The organism is Amycolatopsis sp. NBC_00355 (genome assembly GCF_036104975.1).
GTDB lineage: Bacteria > Actinomycetota > Actinomycetes > Mycobacteriales > Pseudonocardiaceae > Amycolatopsis.
Genome location: NZ_CP107982.1, coordinates 1,319,140 through 1,338,722, shown reverse-complemented (window position 1 = coordinate 1,338,722; position 19,583 = coordinate 1,319,140). Strand labels below are relative to the sequence as shown.

17 protein-coding genes are annotated in these 19,583 nt (G+C 73.4%); 4 read left to right on the top strand and 13 right to left on the bottom strand.

The genetic code is table 11. The annotated features are described in order from the left end of the window. Positions 1-17 precede the first annotated feature (17 nt). Positions 18-881, bottom strand: coding sequence for a Vgb family protein (locus tag OHS18_RS05190; protein WP_328616133.1), 864 nt, complete (start codon positions 879-881; stop codon positions 18-20). 122 nt (positions 882-1,003) lie between these two features. Between OHS18_RS05190 and OHS18_RS05185 the strand changes: the two genes are divergently transcribed. Further along, on the top strand, positions 1,004-1,573 hold the full coding sequence (locus tag OHS18_RS05185) for a ClpP family protease (RefSeq protein WP_442875462.1): 570 nt from the start codon (positions 1,004-1,006) through the stop codon (positions 1,571-1,573). Positions 1,574-1,705: 132 nt separating this feature from the next. On the opposite strand, the gene OHS18_RS05180 is transcribed toward OHS18_RS05185, so the two are convergent. The 4 genes from OHS18_RS05180 to OHS18_RS05165 form a co-directional block, all read right to left on the bottom strand. Then, the gene (locus OHS18_RS05180; protein ID WP_328616131.1) at positions 1,706-3,760 is read right to left on the bottom strand and encodes a M3 family metallopeptidase; all 2,055 of its coding nucleotides are present in this window, start codon (positions 3,758-3,760) and stop codon (positions 1,706-1,708) included. Positions 3,761-3,853: 93 nt separating this feature from the next. Continuing rightward, entirely contained in the window at positions 3,854-4,573 is a 720-nt protein-coding gene (locus OHS18_RS05175) for a histidine phosphatase family protein (RefSeq protein WP_328455544.1), read from the bottom strand. A gap of 285 nt (positions 4,574-4,858) precedes the next feature. Beyond that, positions 4,859-5,701, bottom strand: a complete 843-nt coding sequence (locus OHS18_RS05170; RefSeq protein ID WP_328455546.1) for an undecaprenyl-diphosphate phosphatase — start codon at positions 5,699-5,701, stop codon at positions 4,859-4,861. A 1-nt stretch (position 5,702) separates the two neighbouring features. Continuing rightward, positions 5,703-6,740, bottom strand: coding sequence for an LLM class F420-dependent oxidoreductase (locus tag OHS18_RS05165; RefSeq protein ID WP_328616130.1), 1,038 nt, complete (start codon positions 6,738-6,740; stop codon positions 5,703-5,705). An 87-nt stretch (positions 6,741-6,827) separates the two neighbouring features. Here OHS18_RS05165 and OHS18_RS05160 point away from each other — a divergent pair, with 87 nt between their 5' ends. The 3 genes from OHS18_RS05160 to OHS18_RS05150 all read left to right on the top strand — a co-directional run bounded on the left by OHS18_RS05160 (position 6,828) and on the right by OHS18_RS05150 (position 9,143). After that, positions 6,828-7,796, top strand: a complete 969-nt coding sequence (locus OHS18_RS05160) for an aldo/keto reductase (protein ID WP_328455550.1) — start codon at positions 6,828-6,830, stop codon at positions 7,794-7,796. A gap of 118 nt (positions 7,797-7,914) precedes the next feature. Next, positions 7,915-8,922: a YncE family protein gene (locus OHS18_RS05155; RefSeq protein WP_328455552.1), complete on the top strand. Its 1,008-nt coding sequence runs from the start codon at positions 7,915-7,917 to the stop codon at positions 8,920-8,922. Next, the gene (locus tag OHS18_RS05150; RefSeq protein WP_328455554.1) at positions 8,919-9,143 is read left to right on the top strand and encodes a DUF5703 family protein; all 225 of its coding nucleotides are present in this window, start codon (positions 8,919-8,921) and stop codon (positions 9,141-9,143) included. Before OHS18_RS05155 ends, OHS18_RS05150 begins: the two co-directional genes overlap by 4 nt. Before the next feature lie 110 nt (positions 9,144-9,253). Here the strand turns inward: OHS18_RS05150 and OHS18_RS05145 are convergent, their stop codons facing one another. From OHS18_RS05145 to OHS18_RS05110, 8 genes are all read right to left on the bottom strand, one after another. Continuing rightward, complete coding sequence (locus OHS18_RS05145) at positions 9,254-9,751, bottom strand: DUF2975 domain-containing protein (protein ID WP_328616129.1); 498 nt, start codon at positions 9,749-9,751, stop codon at positions 9,254-9,256. 31 nt (positions 9,752-9,782) lie between these two features. Next, entirely contained in the window at positions 9,783-10,529 is a 747-nt protein-coding gene (locus OHS18_RS05140) for an SRPBCC family protein (RefSeq protein ID WP_328616128.1), read from the bottom strand. Position 10,530: 1 nt separating this feature from the next. Then, complete coding sequence (locus OHS18_RS05135; protein ID WP_328455560.1) at positions 10,531-11,118, bottom strand: ArsR/SmtB family transcription factor; 588 nt, start codon at positions 11,116-11,118, stop codon at positions 10,531-10,533. A 31-nt stretch (positions 11,119-11,149) separates the two neighbouring features. Beyond that, complete coding sequence (locus tag OHS18_RS05130) at positions 11,150-12,043, bottom strand: alpha/beta fold hydrolase (protein ID WP_328616127.1); 894 nt, start codon at positions 12,041-12,043, stop codon at positions 11,150-11,152. Continuing rightward, positions 12,043-13,365 (bottom strand): M20/M25/M40 family metallo-hydrolase, encoded by a 1,323-nt coding sequence (locus tag OHS18_RS05125; RefSeq protein WP_328618729.1) that lies wholly within the window; start codon positions 13,363-13,365, stop codon positions 12,043-12,045. The genes OHS18_RS05130 and OHS18_RS05125 overlap by 1 nt, the downstream gene beginning before the upstream one ends. An 11-nt stretch (positions 13,366-13,376) precedes the next feature. Further along, the gene (locus OHS18_RS05120) at positions 13,377-13,691 is read right to left on the bottom strand and encodes an FCD domain-containing protein (protein WP_328616126.1); all 315 of its coding nucleotides are present in this window, start codon (positions 13,689-13,691) and stop codon (positions 13,377-13,379) included. A 285-nt stretch (positions 13,692-13,976) separates the two neighbouring features. After that, complete coding sequence (locus tag OHS18_RS05115) at positions 13,977-16,736, bottom strand: AAA family ATPase (RefSeq protein ID WP_328616125.1); 2,760 nt, start codon at positions 16,734-16,736, stop codon at positions 13,977-13,979. Between the two features lie 3 nt (positions 16,737-16,739). Then, complete coding sequence (locus tag OHS18_RS05110; RefSeq protein WP_328616124.1) at positions 16,740-19,403, bottom strand: AAA family ATPase; 2,664 nt, start codon at positions 19,401-19,403, stop codon at positions 16,740-16,742. Positions 19,404-19,583: the final 180 nt, after the last annotated feature.

Sequence of the window (19,583 nt, the reverse complement as noted above, 5' to 3'; positions counted from 1 at the left end):
CAGCGGCCCCTTCCGCGTCAGAACGAGATCCGCGCCAGCTTCCCGATCTCCAGCGCCGTCCACAGTGCACCGTCCGGCCCCACCGCGATCCCGTGCGGCTCCGACCCCGGCGTCGGCAGCTCCACCTCGGTGATCACACCGTCCACCGTGATCCGCCCGATCCGGTTACCACCCCACACCGTGAACCAGCAGGCCCCGTCCGGGCCCGCCACGATCGCGTGCGGCCGCGACCCGCGGTCCGGCAACGGGAACTCGGCAACCGTCCCGCCGATGTCGATCCGCCCGACCTGACCCGCCCCGATCTCCACGAACCACAACGCACCATCCGGCCCGGCCGTGATACCCACCGGCGCCGCAGCCTCCGTCGGCAACGGGTACACCGAAACCGCACCGGACGTCGTGATCCGGCCGACGGCGTTCGCCTGGTTCAAGGTGAACCACAACGCCCCGTCGGAACCCGGGACGATCATGGAGGGGAACGCACCCGAAACCGGCAGCGGAAACTCCGTCACCACCCCGTCCACCGTGATCCGGCCGACCCGATCGGCGTTGATCTCGGTGAACCACAACGCCCCGTCCGGCCCCGCCGTGATGCCGTACGGCGTCGGCACCGCGAACGACGACACCGCCCCCTCGGTCGTGACCCGCCCGATCCGGTTCCCCTGGTACTCCGTGAACCACAACGCGCCGTCCGGCCCCGGCGTGATCACCGTCGGCCCGGTCGTCGCCGGGTCCAGCTGGAACGTCGTCACCTCACCGGCAGCGCTCAGCCGGCCGATCTGTCCGCTGTGGACCAGCGTGAACCACAACGCCCCATCGGACCCGGTCACGATCCCGTACGGCCCCTTGCCCGGCACCGCGAACTCTTCGATCGACACCATCGCGCACCCCCATCCCCGGTGATCGCCCGGAGCGAAACTTCCACGCCCACAGCGAACGACGATCACCGTCACACCCCCAGCACCCTACGGTCGGGCCCATGACCCTTCTCGCCGTACCCGACATGCAGACACCCGGCCAGACCTTCACCGACTCCGTCAACGAGCAGCTCCTGCGCGACCGCATCGTCTTCCTCGGCACCGAAGTCACCGACGACGTCGCCAACCGGATCGTCGCCCAGCTGCTCCTGCTCGCCGCCGACGACCCGGACAAGGACATCACCTTCTACATCAACTCACCCGGCGGCTCCGTCACCGCCGGCATGGCCATCTACGACACCATGCAGCTCGTCAAACCGGACGTCTCGACCTGGGGCCTCGGCTTCGTCGCGTCCATGGGCCAGTTCCTGCTGTCCTCCGGCACCCCCGGGAAGCGCTACCTGCTGCCCAACACGCGGATCGTGATGCACCAGCCCTCGGCCGGCATCAGCGGCGCCGCCACCGACATCGCCATCCAGGCCGAGGTGTTCGGGAAGATGAAGCGCCGCATGGCCGAGCTCACCGCGCAGCAGACCGGGCAGAGCGTCGACCGCATCACCGCCGACGCCGACCGGGACCGCTGGTTCGACGCGGACGAAGCCCTCGCCTACGGATTCATCGACCACATCGTCGTCCGCGAACAGGCGACGGCCTGATCCCCTCGCTCTTTGCCGGTCTTGAGAGCTGAATCCGTCGACGGATTTTTAAAGAAAGCCCCGGCGTATAGGACGTTATACACTTGAAGGTGCTGCTGGACCCGGGTGGTGGTCCGGGTCCAGCAGGGTTGGTCAGACGCCGTTGATGCCGCGGCGGGTGAGGAGGGGTTCGATCTCGGGGTCGCGGCCGCGGAAGGCGCGGAAGGCGTCCATCGGGTCGACGCTGCCCCCCTTCCCCAGCAGGGTGCGGCGGAAGTGGTCGCCGTTGTCGCGGGTCAGGCCGCCGCTCTCCCGGAACCACTGGACGGTGTCGGCGTCGAGGACTTCGCTCCAGATGTAGGAGTAGTACCCGGCGCTGTAGCCGCCGCTGAAGACGTGGGCGAAGTACGTGGTGCGGTAGCGCGGGGGGACGCTTTCGAGGGCGACGCCGGCTTTCACGAGGGCGTCGGTCTCGAATCGCTGCACCTCGGCCACGTGGTCGTCGACGCCGAGGCCGTGCCAGGCCTGGTCGAGCAGGGATGCCGCCAGGTATTCGGTGGTGGAGAAGCCTTCGCCGTATTGCTGGGCGGCGAGGAGCTTCTCGACCTGCTCGGCGGGCAGCGGCTCGCCGGTGACGTGGTGCTTGGCGTAGTGGGCCAGGACCTCGGGCCACAGCATCCACATCTCGTTGACCTGGGACGGGTACTCGACGAAGTCGCGCGGCACGTTGGTGCCGGAGAACGTCGGGTAGCGCACGGCCGAGAGCAGCGCGTGGAGCGCGTGGCCGAACTCGTGGAACGCGGTGACGACCTCGTCGAAGGTCAGCAGGGTGGGCTCCCCCGCCGGCGGCTTGTTGACGTTGAGCACGTTCACCACGACCGTGCGGTCGCCGAGCAGGTCGGACTGGTCGACGAAGGTGTTCATCCAGGCGCCGCCGCGTTTGGCGTCGCGGGTGTAGAGGTCGAGCAGGTACAGCCCGAGCGCGGTGCCGTCGGTGTCGAAGACCTCGAAAGTCCGGACCTCCGGGTGGTAGACGGGCAGGTCGTGGCGCTCGGCGAAGGTCAGGCCGTACAGCTTGCTCGCGGCGTAGAAGACGCCGTCGAGGTACACCCGGTCGGCCTCGAAGTACGGGCGCAGGCCCTCGGTGTCGACGTCGAAGCGTTCGCGGCGGACCTGGGCGGCGTAGTACGGCCAGTCCGACGGCCGCAGCTTCGCGCCCGGGACGTCGGCCTCCAGCAGTGCCTGCAGTTCCGCGGCTTCGGTGCGGGCGTTGGCGACGGCGGCCGGGGCCAGCCGCTCGAGGAGCCCGGCGGCGGCTTCGGCGGTCTTCGCCGTTTCGTCCGCGATGATGTACGAGGCGTGGTCCGGGTAGCCCAGCAGTGTGGCGCGTTCGGCGCGCAGGTGCGCGATCTCGGCGACGACGGCGTTGTTGTCCTGGTCGTTGCCGCGGTTGCCCCGTGCCATCGACGCGGTGTGGATCCGCTCGCGCACGTCACGGTCGCTGAGCGTCTCCAGCGGCGAGGCCTGGCTGGTCGGCAGGGTCAGGTTGATGACGTACTTGCCGGTTTCGCCGCGGGCGGTCGCCGCCTCGGCCGCGGTGGCGATCGCACCGTCGCCGAACCCGGCCAGCTCGGCGCGGTCGTCGATGACGACGGCCAGCTCGTTGGTGTCCTTGAGCAGGTTCTGCTGGAACTTGGTCTGCAGCGTCGAGAGCTGCCCGTTGAGCTCGCGCAGGCGGGCCTGTTCGGCGTCGCCGAGCCCGGCGCCGGCGCGGCTGAAGTCGGTGTGCCGGCGTTCCAGCAGCCGCAGCGACTCCTCGTCCAGCCCCAGTTCTGCACGCTGTCCGTGAAGCGCGTCGATGCGGGCGAACAGCCGTGGGTTGAGGTGGAGCGCGTCGTGGTGGGCGGCCAGCTTCGGCGCGAACTCCGCCTGGATGGCCTGGATCTCGTCGGTACTGTTGGAGCCGGCCAGGTTGTAGAACACGCTCGCCACGCGGCCGAGCAGCTCGCCCGCGCGTTCGAGGGCCACGATGGTGTTCTCGAACGTCGGCTCGGCGTCCTGCGCGGCGATCTGCTCGATCTCCGCGGCGTGCTCGGCCAGGCCCGCCTCGAACGCGGGCCGGTAGTGCTCGTCGGAGATCCGGTCGAAGGGCGGCAGGGCGTAGGGCAGCTCGCTGGGTGCGGCGAACGGATTGTCCGGCGAAATCATCGGGGCAGGCTCCTGGTCGGGGAAAACACTCGGTCCCGCCACCCTACGGGCTCCCCCGGTGACGATGTCAGCGCTTTCCGTAGGTGGCCCCGGTCACCTGCCGGTGGTACCGCCGACCACCGCGTCGCTGCTCGCGGCGTCCTTCGCGGCCTTTTTGCCCCGTTTCGCGGGCTTCGGCTCCGGCGGCACGATGCCGCCGAGGTCGTTGCTGTGGTCGTTGACCCGCAGGACGAACGGCCGGGTCTCGGTGTACCGCACGACGGAGATCGACGAGGGGTCGACGACGATCCGCTGGAAGGCGTCGAGGTGCTGGCCGAGGGCGTCGGCGATGATCGACTTGATCACGTCGCCGTGGCTGCACAGCAGCCAGACGGCGTGGTCGCCGTGCTCGGCGGCGATCCGCCGGTCGTGCGCGCGGACGGCGGCGACCGAGCGGGCCTGCATCTGCGCGAGCCCCTCCCCGCCCGGGAACACCGCGGCGGACGCGTGCGCCTGCACGACGCGCCAGAGCGGTTCCTTGGCCAGGTGCTTGAGCTCCTTGCCGGTCCAGTCGCCGTAGTCCACTTCGGACAGTCCGGCCTCGACGGTCTTCCCGATCCCCCGCGCCGCCAGCAGCGGCGCGACGGTCTGCTTGCACCGCAGCATCGGCGAGACGACCACGCCGGCCAGGGGGACGCCGTCGAGGCGTTCGACGAGCTTCTCCGCCTGGGCCCGGCCCGTGTCGTCGAGATTCACCTTCGGGGACCGGCCGGCCAGGATGCCGGATCCGTTGGCCGTCGACTTGCCGTGCCTGACCAGAATGACCGTACTCACAGGACCCACCCTACGTTGCCGCCGATCACCCGCCCGGCTGCTGGGCGGCAACGTAGGGTGACCCGCGTCGATCAGCCGCCGACCGGGCCCGCGGCGACAGCCCTCCAGACGGCAGAGTTGCCGGCGTGTTGGCCGTTCCAGGCCGTGAGTTGGCCATCGCGGAGCCACCCACACCGTCCCGCAACGGCCAACACGCTGACGGGAACAGCCAACACGCGCACGGACTGTGGTGTGTCGGCCGTGCCAGGCGGAGCCGGGGCGGCAACGCGGGGTGACCCGCGACGATCAGCCGCCGACCGGGCCCGCGTTCGGGTCGAGGGCGCCGGTGAAGATGAGCACGAACAGCAGCACGCCCAGGACTAGGCGGTAGATCACGAACGGCACGAAGCTGCGCTTCTTGATGTAGGCCATCAGCCAGGCGATCACCGCGTACCCCACGCCGAAGGCGACCAGGGTGGCCAGGATCGTCGGGCCCCACTGGGCCGGCACGCCGCCCGAGCCGATGTCCTTGAGCTTGTACACCCCCGAGCCGAACACCGCGGGCAGCGCCAGCAGGAACGAGTACTCCGCCGCCTCGGCGCGGGTGTAGCCCATCAGCAGGCCCGCGCTGGTCGTGCCACCCGAACGGGACACGCCGGGGATCAGCGCCAGCGCCTGGGCGAAGCCGAAGCCGAGGCCGTGCGGCACGGTCAGGTCGTCCAGGCCGCGCTCCTGCTTCCCGATCCGGTCGGCGACCAGCAGGATCAGGCCGAACACGATCAGCACGGTCGCGGTGATCCGCAGGTCGCGGAACGCGCTGTCGATGGCGTCCTGCAGCAGCAGGCCGAGCACGACGATCGGCAGCGAGCCGACGATGATCAGCCAGCCCAGCCGGGCGTCCGGGTCCTGCCGCCAGTCCGGTTTGTACAGCGAGAAGAACCAGGCCTGCAGGATCTTCCCGATCTTCTTGCCGAAGTAGAGGATCACCGCGAGCTCGGTGCCGATCTGGGTGACGGCGGTGAACGCCGCGCCCGGGTCGTCCCAGCCCACGAGCGCCGCGACGATCCGCAGGTGCGCGCTCGAGGAGATCGGCAGGAACTCCGTCAGCCCCTGGACCAGGCCCAGGACAAGCGACTCGAACCATCCCACGTCAGGCCACCCCCGCCAGGTCCAGGGCCTCGACGGCCGTGGTCAGCGCGGCTGCCGGGTCGGGGCTGAACGGCGACACCGACAGGGTCGTCACGCCGGCTTCGGCGAATTGGGTCATCTTCTCCGCGATCCGTTCCTTGGGTCCCAGCAGCGACGTCGCGTCGAGGAACTCCAGCGGCACCGCCGCCATCGCCCCCGCCCGGTCGCGGGCCAGGTACTTCTCCTGCACCTCGGCGGCTTCGGCTGCGAAGCCCATCCGGCAAGCCAGCTGGTTGTAGAAGTTCTTCTCCCGGCTGCCCATGCCGCCGAGGTAGAGCGCCGCGTACCCGCGGACGGCGTCCGCGCAGGCCCGCCAGTCGTCGCCGACGACCAGGGGCACGGTCGGGACGACGTCGAAGCCGTCCATCGACCGCCCGGCCGCGTCGGCGCCGGCCCGGATCTGCGCGAGCTGCTCACCCGCGTGGGCGGGCGAGAAGAACACCGGCAGCCAGCCGTCGGCGAGCTCGCCGGTCAGCGCCAGGTTCTTCGGCCCGATCGCGGCCAGGTACAGCGGGATGTGCCTGCGCGCCGGACGGACGGTCAGCCGCAGCGCCTTGCCGGGGCCGTCCGGCAGCGGGAGCGTGAAGTGCTCCCCCGCGTACTCCAGCCGCTCGCGCCGCAGCGCCTTGCGCACGATCCCGGCGTACTCGCGGGTGCGGCCCAGCGGCGACGCGAACCGCACGCCGTGCCAGCCCTCGGACACCTGCGGGCCGGAGACGCCGAGGCCGAGCCGGAACCGGCCGCCCGACAGCGTGTCGAGCGTCGCGGCCGTCATCGCGGTCATCGCCGGGGTCCGGGCCGGGATCTGCAGCACCGCGGCGCCGACGTCGATCCGCGACGTCTGCGCCGCGATCCACGAGAGCACCGTCACCGCGTCCGAGCCGTAGGCCTCCGCCGCCCACACGACGGCGTAGCCCAGTTCGTCCGCTTGTTTCGCCAGGGCCAGGTTCGCGGGGTCGTTCCCCGCTCCCCAGTAGCCGAGATTCAGTCCGAGTCGCACGGGGCCAGACCCTAACGGGGGCCCTTGTGGGCGACACGACTCACCTTGGTCAGGTCGAAGCGGGGCGGCCCACTAGGCTCGGCGGTCGTGGAAAAGCGACAGCTGGGCCGCTCGGGACTGCGCGTCTCGCGGATGGCGCTCGGCACCATGACCTGGGGTGGCGACACCGACGCGGAGGAAGCGGCGAGCCAGCTGGTCGCCTTCGTCGACGCCGGGGGCACCCTGGTGGACACCGCCGACATCTACGGCGAGGGCGAAGCCGAACGGGTGCTCGGCTCACTTCTGGGTGATCTCGTCCCGCGCGACGACGTCGTCCTCGCGACGAAGGCGGTCGCCCGGCGCACCGACGGCCCGTTCGGCGGCGGCGCCTCCCGCGGCGCGCTGCTCTCGGCCCTCGACGGCTCGCTGAAGCGCCTCGGCACCGACCACGTCGACCTCTGGCAGCTGCACGCGTGGGACACCACCGTGCCGGTCGCCGAAACCCTCGCCGCGCTCGAGTACGCCGTCAACAGCGGCAAAGCCCGCTACGTCGGCGTCTCCAACTACTCCGGCTGGCAGCTGGCCACGGCCGCCGCCGGCGCCGCAGCGGTTGCGCCGCTCGTGTCCACCCAGGTCGAGTACTCCCTGCTGGAACGCGGCGTGGACCGCGAGGTCGTGCCCGCCGCCGAGCACCACGGCATCGGGCTGCTCCCCTGGGCGCCGCTCGGGCGCGGCGTGCTGACCGGCAAGTACCGCACCGGCACCCCGGCCGACTCCCGCGGCGCCTCCAGCGTGTTCGCCGGGTACGTCGAGCACCACCGCACCGACCGGGCCGCCCGGATCGTGCAGGCGGTCGCCACCGCCGCCGACGGGCTCGGGACGTCCCCGCTCGCCGTCGCCCTGGCCTGGGTCCGCGACCGGCCCGGCGTGGTCGCCCCGGTCGTCGGCGCCCGCGACACCGGCCAGCTCACGGGCTCGCTGACGGCGGAGGCGATCACCCTCCCGCCCGCCATCCGGTCGGCGCTCGACGACGTCAGCGCGATCGACGTCGGCTACCCGGAACGCTGGCCCCGATGATCGACACCGTGATCGACACCACGGCAGGTGTCTGTTGGGTGACATGCACGTGACGGCAGAACGATCGTGGAGGATGCTGGTGAGCACCACCCGCCGAGGAAAAACCGGAGGCCCCAACGTGCGTCGGCTCACCGCCGCGTCGCGGATCGCGATCCCGCTCGCCGGTGTCCTGGTGCTCTCGGGCTGCTCCTCGGCCAAGTCGGACAGCGACGACCTGCAGATCGTCGCGAACCCGGTGGCGGCCACCGCCGCCGTCTCCCCCGCAGTCACCGTGAAGCCCGCCGGCCAGGTCCTGCCGGGCGCGGCCGTCTCGGCCGTGGCCGTCTCGGGGTCGACGCTCGTCGTGGCTCTCGCTCAGCAGCCGTCTTTGCAGCTTTACGACCTGAACGCGCTCGCGTCCCCGCCGGTGAATATGGCGTTATACGGCACAGCTTCGCGGTTGACCGTGGCGCCGGGGCGGGTGGAGATCGCGGAGCCGGCTCAGGGTGTGGTGCAGCAGCTGTCCTTGCCGGACCGGAAGCTCTCGGAGACGAAGACGGGCGGGCAGCCGACGTCGAGCATCGCCTACGGCGCCGACCGGCTGGTCTCGATGGGGGCGGCGAAGGACATCCAGGTGCTGCCGGCGAGCGGTCCGGCGCGGACGATCGGCGGGCAGCTCTACAGCGCCGACGACGTCCTGGCCGCCGGGGACGGCGTCGTGGTGCTGGACCGGCTTCGCACGGCGGTGTTCTCCGTGGACGTCGCCGGCGGGAAGATCAACGAAGGCCTGCGGGCCGGTGACGGCGCCGCGAACGCCGTCGCGGACTCCTACGGCCGGATCCTGGTGACCGACGCACGGGCGGGCGCGCTGATCGCCTTCTCGGCGTCGCCGCTGATCATGCGGCAGCGCTACCCGGTGCCGGGTGGCGCGTACGGGATCGCCTACGACGCGAAGCGGAGCCTGGCCTGGGTGACGCTGACGGAACGCAACGAAGTGGTCGGGTTCGACGTCCGCGGCGGCGAACCAGTCGAGAAGTTCCGGTTCCCCACCATCCGCCAGCCGGACTCGGTGGGGGTCGACGACCAGAGCGGCCGGGTGATCATCGGCTCCGCCGCCGGAGAAGGGACCCAGGTGATCCAGCCATGACGACGGTCAGCGAGGCGGTGGTCGAAGGGGATTGGGAGTACCGCCGTCTGCACCTTCCCCCGGGCGTGTCCCGGCGTGCGGCGGCGATCCAGCTCTCCATCCACGCGGAGTTCGCGGGCTGGGAACTGCGGAACGTCCGGCTCTACGCCGACGGCACCCGCAGGGTCTGGCTGCGCCGCAAGAAGACGGCGGAATCCCTGCCCGGCGGCCTGCCCACCTGACCACCCCCCGGGTGGACGCACCCGGTACCCGAGCATTTCCCCCGGTCCGTGAAGGCCTCCTTGAGGGACTCAGAGTCCCTCAAGGAGGCCTTCACGGACTTGCGGGCGGCTCAGACCACACCGTCCAGTTCCGTGCGCAGGCCGATCGCCTTGACCAGCAGGTGCCGGCCGGCGAAGAGGAGCAGCACCGCCGCCGCCCCCACCGCCACCGCGGCGGCCGTGCCGAGCCAGAGGCCGATGACGTCCATTCCGTCCGTGGGCGACGGGATGTCGGCGAGGGTCACGTAGGCGAAGACGCCGGCGGTGACCACCGTCGCGGCCGCGGTCGCGCCGACCACGACGTTCGCCCCGGTGAGGGCCGACGGCTGGAAGACCGTGCCGCGGCTCGCCCGGCGCAGCAGCAGGCCGAGGCCGAGCAGCGCGGCCTGGCCGCAGGCCACGAACAGGATCGCGGCCGTCACCAGTGGCACCCGGTGCGGCGCGAGCGGCGGGAACAGCTCGACCTGGTCCGCCGCGGCCGTGGGGATCACCACGACCTGGGCGTACAGGCCCGCAAGGAACGCGCAGGCGACGACGGCGTGCAAGGCGGCGACGAGTAGACGAGGCATGTATCGATATTCGATGCCTACCGCTCGATTGTCAATCGAACACGCGAGCCAGCCAGCTGCTCCAGGCCTTTTCTTCGGCTGCGGCGTCCACGCCGGGTGTGAAGACGTGGTGGGCCGCGACCATCGGGCCGTGGAAGCCCCGGATGAACCGGATCATGGCGTCGGGCACGCGGATGCCGACGGACTGGTCGTTCACCGCGTAGACGACACCCTCGACCGGCTCCCGGCCGTCCGGCTCCAGCCGCACCCGGTCGCCGGTCATGGGCCGCGCGGACAGCCCCAGCGCCGCGCCCAGCGTCGCCCAGGCCGTGTCCCAGTCCCCCACCGGCGGGCCGAACGCGGTGACCGGCACCGCCGCGCGGCCGGCGAAGTGCGTGACGTATTCGACCAGCGTGCGGAAGAACAGCGCGCCCCCCGTGGTCATCGCCTCGAACTCGTCCTCCCAGTCGTCGCCGGGCAGGAAGCCGCTCGTGACGCACCGGATCACCGAACTGCCGCCTTCGCGGCCCTCGATGAGGAACTCGTAGGCGATGCGACGGCCGTCCGGCGCGGCGTCGGTGCCGTAGACCAGCCGCTCGAGCGGCTCCCACTCGCGGATCCCGAATTCCGGCCGGTAACCGCCGAAAGTGCCGCGGATCACGCCGCCCGTGCCGCCCTCGACCTCGTTGCGGCCCATGAACCACGAGTCGATGCCCGGGCCGGTCGCGATGGCCTCCCACAGCTGTTCCGGCGTCGCGTCGACCTCGGCGGCGTCGGTCAGCTCGAATTCGTGCCCCACGTCAGGATCCTTCCGGGACGCTCGGGTGGACGGCGACGATCACCCGGTGCTTGCGGCCCTTTGCGGCCGTCTCGTCGTGGTACTTCCCCACCAGCGTGGTGACGGCCGTCGCCAGCTCCTCGGCGAACGCGGCCCGGTCGGCCGGCGACGCGAACCGCACCTCGCCGTCGAGCGCGAAGGTGGCCACACGCTGGTTCGCCTTGGCCGCGCCGGTGATGAGCAAGCCGACGTCGCGCACCAGCCGTCCGGCCACCGCGAGCAGCCAGCGGGCCGAGAGCCGGTCCGGCGACCGGGCCGGGTCCGGCTGCACCGCGCCCAGCGCCGCCGGCGAGATGACGTACGACGACGCCGTCGCCCGCATCATCCGCTCGGTGACGTTGCCCTTCCGCCGCTCCTCGACCAGCTCCACCAGGCCGTGCGCTTCCAGCGCCCGCAGGTGGTAGTTGACCTTCTGGCGCGGCAGGTCCACCCGGCCGGCCAGCATCGTCGCGGACGCGGGTTCCGCCAGCTCGGCCAAGAGCCGGGCCCGGATGGGGTCCAGCGACACCTCGGCCGCCGCCGGGTCTTCGATCACCGCCACGGAGAACATGCGCCCAGAGTGCTACCGAACAGAGAAGTTGTCAAGAATCCTGGTCTTGTCGGTAGCTCGCGTTCACCAAGGCGACCACCCGGGGCAGCACCTGCGGCGCGGCCTCCAACGGCACGACGTGCCCGACGCCGGGCAGCACCACGGCCGTCCCCTCGTCCAGGCCACCCACCCACTGCTCGACGTCGCCGGCCCGGACGATGCGGTCCCGCTCCCCCACGATCGCCGTCACCGGCACGCCGCTGACCTGCGCCAACGCCGCGTCGCGGGCGTAGGCGTCCAGCGCCGGGCGGAAGAGCGAGACGGTGTGCGGCCAGTTGCCGCGGATCATCTGCACGGTCAGCTCGACCAGGTCCGGCTCGGGATCGTCGCCGAAGAGCCACCACCGCAGCCCCGCGCTCACCGCCCGGCTCGTGTGCTCGTGCACCACCCCGAACAGCTTCGAGCCGAGCACCGCTTCGAGGTCGCGCGCCAGCTTGCCCAGCGCGTTCGGCCAGGTCGCCGAGACCTCCGTCGCCAGCTTGCCCGACGACGTCGCGAGCAGCGCCAGCCCGGACACCCGGGCGCGGAACAGCGCCGGGTGCCGCTGGGACAGCGACATGATCGCCAGGCCGCCCATGTCGTGCCCGACCAGAACCACCCGCCCGGCCGGGACTTCGCGCTCCAGCAGCTCGGCGAGGTCGTCGCCGAGCTGGGACATCGTCGCCGTCCGGCGTCGCGCCCGCCCCGAGCCGCCGTGGCCGCGCTGGTCGTAGGTCAGCACGGCCACCGGGCCCTCGGCCGCGTCCGGCACGAGCGGCGCGATCCGGCTCCAGCTGCGCTGGTCGAGCGCGTAGCCGTGGACGAACACCACCGTGACCGGCGCGGCCGGGTCGCCCCTGCGGACGATCTGCAGGGACGTGCCGTCGGCGAGCGCGAACCGCGTCATCAGGACGTGCGCAGGAACCGGTCCAGCACGCGGGTGCCGAACTTGAGCGCCTCGACCGGGACGCGCTCGTCGACGCCGTGGAACAGCGCCGAGAAGTCGAGGTCCGCGGGCAGCTTGAGCGGCGCGAAGCCGAAGTTGCGGATGCCGAGGTCCTGAAAGGACTTCGCGTCGGTGCCGCCGGAAAGCATGTACGGCAACGTCTTCGCGCCCGGGTCCTCGGCCAGCACGGCGGCGGTCATCGCGTCCACGAGCGCGCCGTCGAAGGTCGTCTCGACCGGCGGGAGCTCCATCCACTCCTTCTCGATGTCCGGGCCGAGCATCTCGTCGAGCTCCCGGTCGAACGCCTCCAGCCGGCCGGGCAGGATCCGGCAGTCCACCGACGCCTCGGCGACCGACGGGATGACGTTCGACTTGTAGCCGGCGGTCAGCATCGTCGGGTTCGCGGTGTCGCGCAGGGTCGCGCCGATCATCCGGGAGATGTTGCCCAGCTTGGCGACCGAGCCCTCGATGTCGTCCTCCGGGAAGTCCCAGCCGGTGATCTCGGTGACGCCGGCGAGGAACTCCTTCACCGAATCGGTGAGCACCAGCGGGAAGCGGTGGTTGCCGAGCTTCGCGACGGCTTCGGCCAGCTTCGTCACGGCGTTGTCGCGGTGGATCATCGAGCCGTGCCCGGCGGTGCCGCGCACGCGCAGCTTCATCCAGCGGATGCCCTTCTCCGCCGTCTCGATCAGGTACGCCCGGACGTCGTCCTTCAACGTGATCGAGAAGCCGCCGACCTCGCTGATCGCCTCGGTGACGCCCTCGAACAGCTCCGGCCGGTTCTCCACCAGCCACTGCGCGCCGTACTTGCCGCCCGCCTCCTCGTCGGCGAGGAAGGCGAAGACCAGGTCGCGCGGCGGGACGATGTTGTTCATCTTGTAGTGCCGGGCCAGCGCGAGCGCCATCCCGCACATGTCCTTCATGTCGACCGCGCCGCGGCCCCAGACGTAGTCGTCCTGGACCGCACCGGAGAACGGGTGGACCGACCACTCGGACGGGTCGGCCGGCACGACGTCGAGGTGGCCGTGGATCAGCAGCCCGCCCCGCGACCGGTCGGCGCCTTCGAGCCGCACGATCACGTTGTGCCGGTTCTTGCCCCCCGACTCGACGTAGGTGATCTCGTAGCCGGCGTCGGTCAGCTTCTCCGCGACGTACTCGGCCGCCACCCGCTCGCCGACCAGCGTGTCGGGGTCGCCGGTGTTGGTGGTGTCGATGCGGAGGAGCTCGCTGGTCAGCGTGACGGCTTCGGCCGCGGCGGCTTCGATCAGGTTCGGTTCGGTCAGGTCAGGTTCGGTCACCGGCCATTCCTATCATTCGCCGGGGCCGGTACGCCGCATGTGGGATCAACCGCGGTCGAGACCACTTCGGACACCGGGCGCAGGTGCTGGTCGAGGACGCCCAGCGCCACCTCGGTGTCGTGGCGGTCGATCACGGCGACCAGGGCACGGTGCTCGGCGCCGAGCACCGGCAGCCGCTCGGGCCGGGCGTGCAGGGCACGCACCGCGACACGCTGCCGGCGCGAGCGGAGTGTGTCGTACGACTCCGTCGGCACCGTGTTCCCCGCCGCGTTGACGATCGCGCGGCGGAAGGCGCGGTCGAGACCGGACACGGCGAACCGGTCCCGGCCTTCCCAGCCCGGTCCATGTCCTCGATCAGGCCGGCGCGGCTGCCTGGAATCCGACGTGGTCAACTCGCCCGGGTACCGCCACGCCGAACTGGCGGCGGGCGGCGCGACCGGCTCTACGACCGGATCCGCCGCCGGTGCTCGCGACGGCGGGGAGTCGGGCGGGGAGGCACCGGCCGGGCAGCTGCGACCGGGGAGAGCCCGCGCCACTGTCCGCGCACCCGGTCCAGCTCCCCGGCGGCCGGCCGGGCGCCGGTGGCCGGAGCGGTGTCACTCCCCCGCGGTGCGGCCGCCCAGGGCGCCGGCCAGGTCCGGGCGGCCGTCGATCTTGAGCTTGCGGTACGAGCTCGTCAGGTGCTTCTCCACCGCCCGGCGGCTGATGCTCAGCTGCTCGGCGATCTCGGAGTTCGTCCGGCCGCGCACGGCCAGCTCCGCCACCGTCGCCTCGCCGCGGGTCAGCTCGGCGGTCGCGCGGGCCGGCTCGGTGTGGGTCACCGGGCCGTTCTCGTGGGTCAACAGCCGGCCCATGCCGCAGCTCTCCGCCAGCGACTGGGCGCGGACCAGCAACCGTTGCGCCGCTTCGGGTTCCGTGGGCCGGAGGCGCTCGGCCAGGTCGGCGCGGGCCTTGGCCTCCTCGAGGTCGTCCGGCGAGCGGCCGAGCAGCTCGACCGCCTCCTCCAGCAGCCGGATGCCGTCGCGGCCGCCGTCCAGCGCGGCGAGGACCCGCAGGGCACCACCCACGGTCGCGGGCGCGCCCCACGCGACGCAGCGGCGGTGGTGCTCTTCGGCCAGCCGGCCGGCTTCGTCGGCGCGGCCGAGCCGGTGGGCCAGCAGCGCCGCCGAGGCGCGCCACGGGTACATCGCCGGGTTGCGCCAGCCGGCCCGGTCGAGCCGGCGCCCGCAGTCGAGGAACTGCGCCAGCGCCGCGCCGGGGTCTCCGGCGGCGGCCAGCATCCCGCGCAGGCTCCGCTGCGCGGCGAGGACCGCGAGGCTGTCGTCGACCGGGAGACCGTCGAGCACCGTGCGCGCCAGGGCCCGGTCACCGGTCGCGGACGCGACCAGGCCGAGCGTCGTGGCCGGTAGCGCGAGCACGTCGTATCCGGCGGGCTCGGCGAGCCGGAACGCGCGGCCGGCCGGTTCCTGCGCCGCCGCGGCCCGGCCACGGGAGAGCAGCGCCAGCGCGCGGTGGACGTCCAGGAGGGAACGGGTCGCCACGGTGCCCGACGCGCCCGTGGCCGACAGCCACGGCGTCACCGCGTCCACGTGCCCCGCCGCGACCAGCACCATCGGGACGATCCGCAACGCCGCCCCGGCGCGGATGGACCGCGCGGGCTCGTGGTCCAGGAGGCAGCCCGCTCGGTGCGCGGCTTCGTCGGCGCTGATCCGCCCGGCCAGCGTCGCGGCCAGCAGCAGCACGGCCCGTAGTTCGCGTTCGGCCGCACCCGGGCCCGACGGGGTGTCGGTCAGCTCGCGCAGCCGCGCCGGGGCGACGGCCAGCCGGGCCGGGTCTTCCAGCGCCGCGAACCAGTCGCGCGCCTCCAGCCGCAGGGCGAGGTCGCGGTCGTGCCCGGTCAGCGCGCCGGCCGGGCCGAGCGAGCCGGCGACGGCGCGCACGAGCTCGGTCACCAGGGGGCCGCGCGCGGAGATCGTGAACGGGATCCGGGCGACCGCCGCGGCCCGGTCGCGGATCGTCGGCAGCAGCGGCGCGGCCTGGACCAGGTGCCGCACGGCCGACGCGGGGTCGGGGCCGAGTTCGGCGGCGGCGAGCTCGACCAGCAGCGGCGCGCGGCCGGCGCTGCCCGGCGGCAGTTCGAGCAGGGCCCGCCGCAGGTAGCGCGCGGCGGGTTCCGGGGCCCCCCGGCGCAGCGCGGCGACGGCGGCCGCCCGCAGCGTCTCGATCTCCGGGCCGCCGTTCAAGGTGTCCACGCGCAGCAGCTGCCCGGCGACGTCCTCCGCGGGGTAACCCTGCGCGGTCAGCAGCCCGGCCGCGGTGCGGTGGGCGGCGGCGGTGTCGGCGGCCGACGCGGTCTCCTCGACCACCCGCACCAGCGCGGCCTCGGGCACCAGCCGGCCGTCCGCGGCCACCGTGAGCCAGGGGCCCTCCAGGGCGGCGCGGGCCGCGGCGCAGGCGGCGTCGGCCAGCCCGCTCAGGCGCGCGACGAGCGCGGGCTCGGCGTGGCGCCCCAGTACGACCACGGCCCGGGCGAAGGCCTCGACTTCCCGATCACGCCGGACGAGGACCCGCAGCCGTTCCCGGCGGAGGTCCGCGCCGAGGGCCCGCAGCCGCGCGCGGTCGTCGGCCTTCGCCGTCAGGCGCGCGGAGAACGCCCGGTCCAGCAGGGCGCGCAAGTCCTTGGGGCGGCCGCCGGTGAGCTCGTGGCAGGCGGCCGCGAACTCCGGGTCGTGGCCGGCGTCGAAGCGCGCGGCGACCAGCCGCCGGGTCGCGGCGACCGACAGCGGCTCGGCCCGCACGTGGTAGCGGGCGGCGGCCTCGATCTCCGGCACGAGCGCCGTGCGCGCGCCCGCACCGTCGCGCAGGACCGCGCCGATCAGGACGCGCATGCCGGACAGCCTGGCGACCAGGAAAGCCAAGGCACGCAAGGAAAGCTCGTCCACCCAGTGCAGGTCGTCGACGAGCACGACCAGCCCGCGCGTCCGGCTCAGCCGGGCCAGCAGCGCGTGCAACCCGTGCAGCAGCGTCGCCAGTTCCGCCGGGCCGGCCGAGCCGTCGGTCAGCGGGCCGAGCGCCTGCCGGGCCACCGGTGGCAGCGCCGGATCGTCCGGGCCGGCGAAGATCGGCAGCACGAGCTGCCGGACGACGCCGAGCGGGAAGGCCTGTTCGAGCTGCGCGCCGCTCGAGCGCAGGATCCGCGCCCCGTGGGCCGCGCCGAGGTGGGCCAGGTGCCGCAACAGCGCCGAGCCGCCGGCGCCGGCCTCCCCGTGGATCAGCAGCAGGCCACCGCTGCCGGCGTCGGCGTCCCGCAGCGCCTCGTCCAGCACCGACAGGTGGGCTTCCCGTTCCAGCAGCACCGGTCAGTCCCCCCGCGTCCAGGTCGCCCAGCGCTCGGTGAGCGCGGACCGGCCCTTGAGGCCGAGCTTCCGGTACACCTTCGTCAGCCGCAGTTCGACCGTGCGCAGCGCGATCGAAAGCTCCCGGGCGATTTCGCGGTTCGGCAGCCCGCGCGCGGCGAGCGCGGCGACGTCCTGTTCGGCGGGCGAGAGCACCTCCGGCCGGCGCGGCTCGAACCGGCGTCCGGCCGGCAGCACGGGCTCGGGCACCGGCTCGACGGGCCGCCGTTGCGCGGGCACGCTGCGCCGCAGTTCGGCGACCGCGCGCTCCCGCAGGGAGTCGAAGGCCACGACGGTGCCCCAGTGCCCGGCCAGCGCCTGTTCCTCGGCCACCAGGGCCGACGCGGCCGCGGCGTCGCCGAGGGTGCGTAGCGCGAAGGCGGCGAAGGTGCGCCACGGGGCCAGCATCGGGTTGACCCACTGCCGGGACCGCAGGATCCGGCCGCACTCGCGCGCCGCGGCGAGGGCGGCTTCCGGCTCGTCGGCGGCCAGGGCCAGCTCCGCCCGCGCGTAGAGGAGGAACGCCGGGGCCGCGGTGTGCTCGCCGCCGCGCGGGAGCGGTTCGGCGGCGAGCCGCCGGGCGCGCTCCACCCGGCCCAGCTTGAGGTGCGCGGAGATCTCGACGGCGAGGTAGGCCGGGACGAGCGCGGGGTGCCAGGACCGGACGGGCAGCTCCCGCCCGGCGGCGGTGAGGTCGTGGAGGGCGTCCTCGGGCCGGTTCCGCCGCAGGTCGACGACGGCCCGGTACAGCAGGGCCTGGGCGGCCGCGGTCCGGGCGTCGCGCCGGCGGGCCGCGGCGGCGACGGCGGTGAGCCCTTCGGCGGCGGACTCGGGCTCGTCGCAGCACAGCAGCGCCCGGCAGGCGGCGATCCGCGGCATGAGCGGCGCGTCCTCGCGCACGATCAGGGCCTGTTCGGCCAGGTCGAGCGCGCGGCGGCGGTCTTCGCCGCGGGTGGCGAGCCGCCAGGCTTCGGCGCCGGCTTCGGCGGGACCGCCGGGCCGGGTGGGCCACCGCAGCGGCGCGACGGGCATCTCCGGATCCACCGCGGCTTCCTCTTCGGCGAGCCGGCCGAGCGCGATCAGGTCCGAGTCCACAGTGGACGAGTCGTCGGCCGCACGCCGGGCGGGGTCGCGGATCTCGGTGTCCATAGTGGACGATTCCGGGGCCGGTTCACCGGACCGGGCGTGCGCTTCCGCCCGGCCGCGAAGCTCGGACACCGCGCGGCGGGTCGTCTCGACGTCGCCGCGGGCCAGGAGGAGGTCCGCCGCGGTCACCGCCGCCGGCAGTGTGCTCAGTTCGGGTTCCGCCAGGATGCGGCGCAGCCGGCCGTCCGCCGCGTCCGGATCCTGCGTGACCTCCATCGACGCCAGGCGCAGCAGCAAAGCCGCGCGATCCGCCGGTTCGAGCGGCTCCAGCAACGCCCGGCGCAGCGCGTCGGCCGACGCCGAGGTGCGGCCTTGGAGGAACCACTGCTCCGCCGCCTCCACCAGGACCGTCCGCGCCCACGGCTCCCCCACCGCCGGCGCCGCGCGGAGCAGGTCGGCCGCCACCGTCGCCCCGGCGCCGGTGCCGTGCGCCAGCTCCGCCGCCCGCCGGTGCAGGTCGCCGCGGGCGTCGGCGTCCAGCTCCGCCAGCACCTCCGCCGCGAGGTGCGGCTCGGCGGGGCGGCCCGCCGCCACCAGGCCGCTCGCCACGAGCGGCTCCAGCGCGCCGGTCACCGCGGACTCCGGCAGGCCGGCCAGCCGGCCCGCGAGCACGACGTCCGAGGTGGACACCGACATCGCCCGCAGCAGCGCCAGCGCGTCCGGCGGCAGGCCGCGCCGGACACGGGCCGCGCGCGCCGACGTCACCGCGCGGCCGATCCGCACCAGGTGGGGTACTTGCTCGGGCTCGGGGCCGTGCCCACCGGACGTCCAGCGCGCCACGATGTCGCGCAGCACAGCGGGCCGGCCGGCGGCGATGCTCAGCACGGCCGCGGTGAACGCCGCGCCGCCCGGCTCCCCCGGCGTCTCCCGCAGCAGGGCCGTGGCGTCCGCTTCGGTCAACGGCGGCAGGTCCAGCTGGTGGCGGGTGCCCGGCCCGGCGTCGTCGCCGAGGTAGTGCGACAGCGGCCCGTGCGCGGCCGCGACCAGCAGGATCGGGCCGGGCCGGGCGGCCATCGCCGTGAGGCACTGCAACGACCAGGCGTCCGCCCACTGGAGATCGTCGACGGCCAGCACCAGCGGTCCGTCGACGGCCAGTTCGGCGAAGACGTCGCACAGCAGCGGCACCGTGCCCTCGCAGGGGCCGGCGAAGCACTCGGTCGCCAGGTCCGCGAACCGCGCCGGCGGGTGCAGGGCGGCGACCAGCTGCGACGCCGTGCTGAACGGGATCCCGGCCTCCACCGGCGAGCACGTGGCCAGGCCGGCGACGGCGCCGCGGTCGCGTGCGGTGGCGAGCAGCCGGCGCAGCAGCGCCGTGCGGCCGGTCCCGGCCGCACCCGAGATGCCCACGCGGGCGGGGCGCCCGGCGAACAGGCCGTCGACGAGGTCGTCGAGCACCGCGAGCTGGCGTGCCCGGCCGATCAACCGCCCGGCTGGGCGGTTGTGCCCGGAGTTGATCACGGACAGTGGCCGGTGGTACGGCACGGACGACCTCCCTCGGCGCATCGACGGGCGCTCGGACCGGTGGATCCACCAGGGAGGCTAGCTCCGCACTACGGCATCCGCGGGCCCCGCGGGTGCCGCCAGGGAATTTCCGTCCCCCTTGACCATTCCGGGTGGCACAAGCGGGCAATGCGTGACGCCGGGTAAGCAGTGGCAAACGGA

Bases quoted from the DNA above. Each gene is read 5' to 3' on its own strand.
- OHS18_RS05190 (WP_328616133.1), bottom strand. From the start codon at position 881: ATGGTGTCGATCGAAGAGTTCGCGGTGCCGGGCAAGGGGCCGTACGGG.
- OHS18_RS05185 (WP_442875462.1), top strand. From the start codon at position 1,004: ATGCAGACACCCGGCCAGACCTTCACCGACTCCGTCAACGAGCAGCTC.
- OHS18_RS05180 (WP_328616131.1), bottom strand. From the start codon at position 3,760: ATGATTTCGCCGGACAATCCGTTCGCCGCACCCAGCGAGCTGCCCTAC.
- OHS18_RS05150 (WP_328455554.1), top strand. From the start codon at position 8,919: ATGACGACGGTCAGCGAGGCGGTGGTCGAAGGGGATTGGGAGTACCGC.
- OHS18_RS05145 (WP_328616129.1), bottom strand. From the start codon at position 9,751: ATGCCTCGTCTACTCGTCGCCGCCTTGCACGCCGTCGTCGCCTGCGCG.
- OHS18_RS05135 (WP_328455560.1), bottom strand. From the start codon at position 11,118: ATGTTCTCCGTGGCGGTGATCGAAGACCCGGCGGCGGCCGAGGTGTCG.
- OHS18_RS05130 (WP_328616127.1), bottom strand. From the start codon at position 12,043: ATGACGCGGTTCGCGCTCGCCGACGGCACGTCCCTGCAGATCGTCCGC.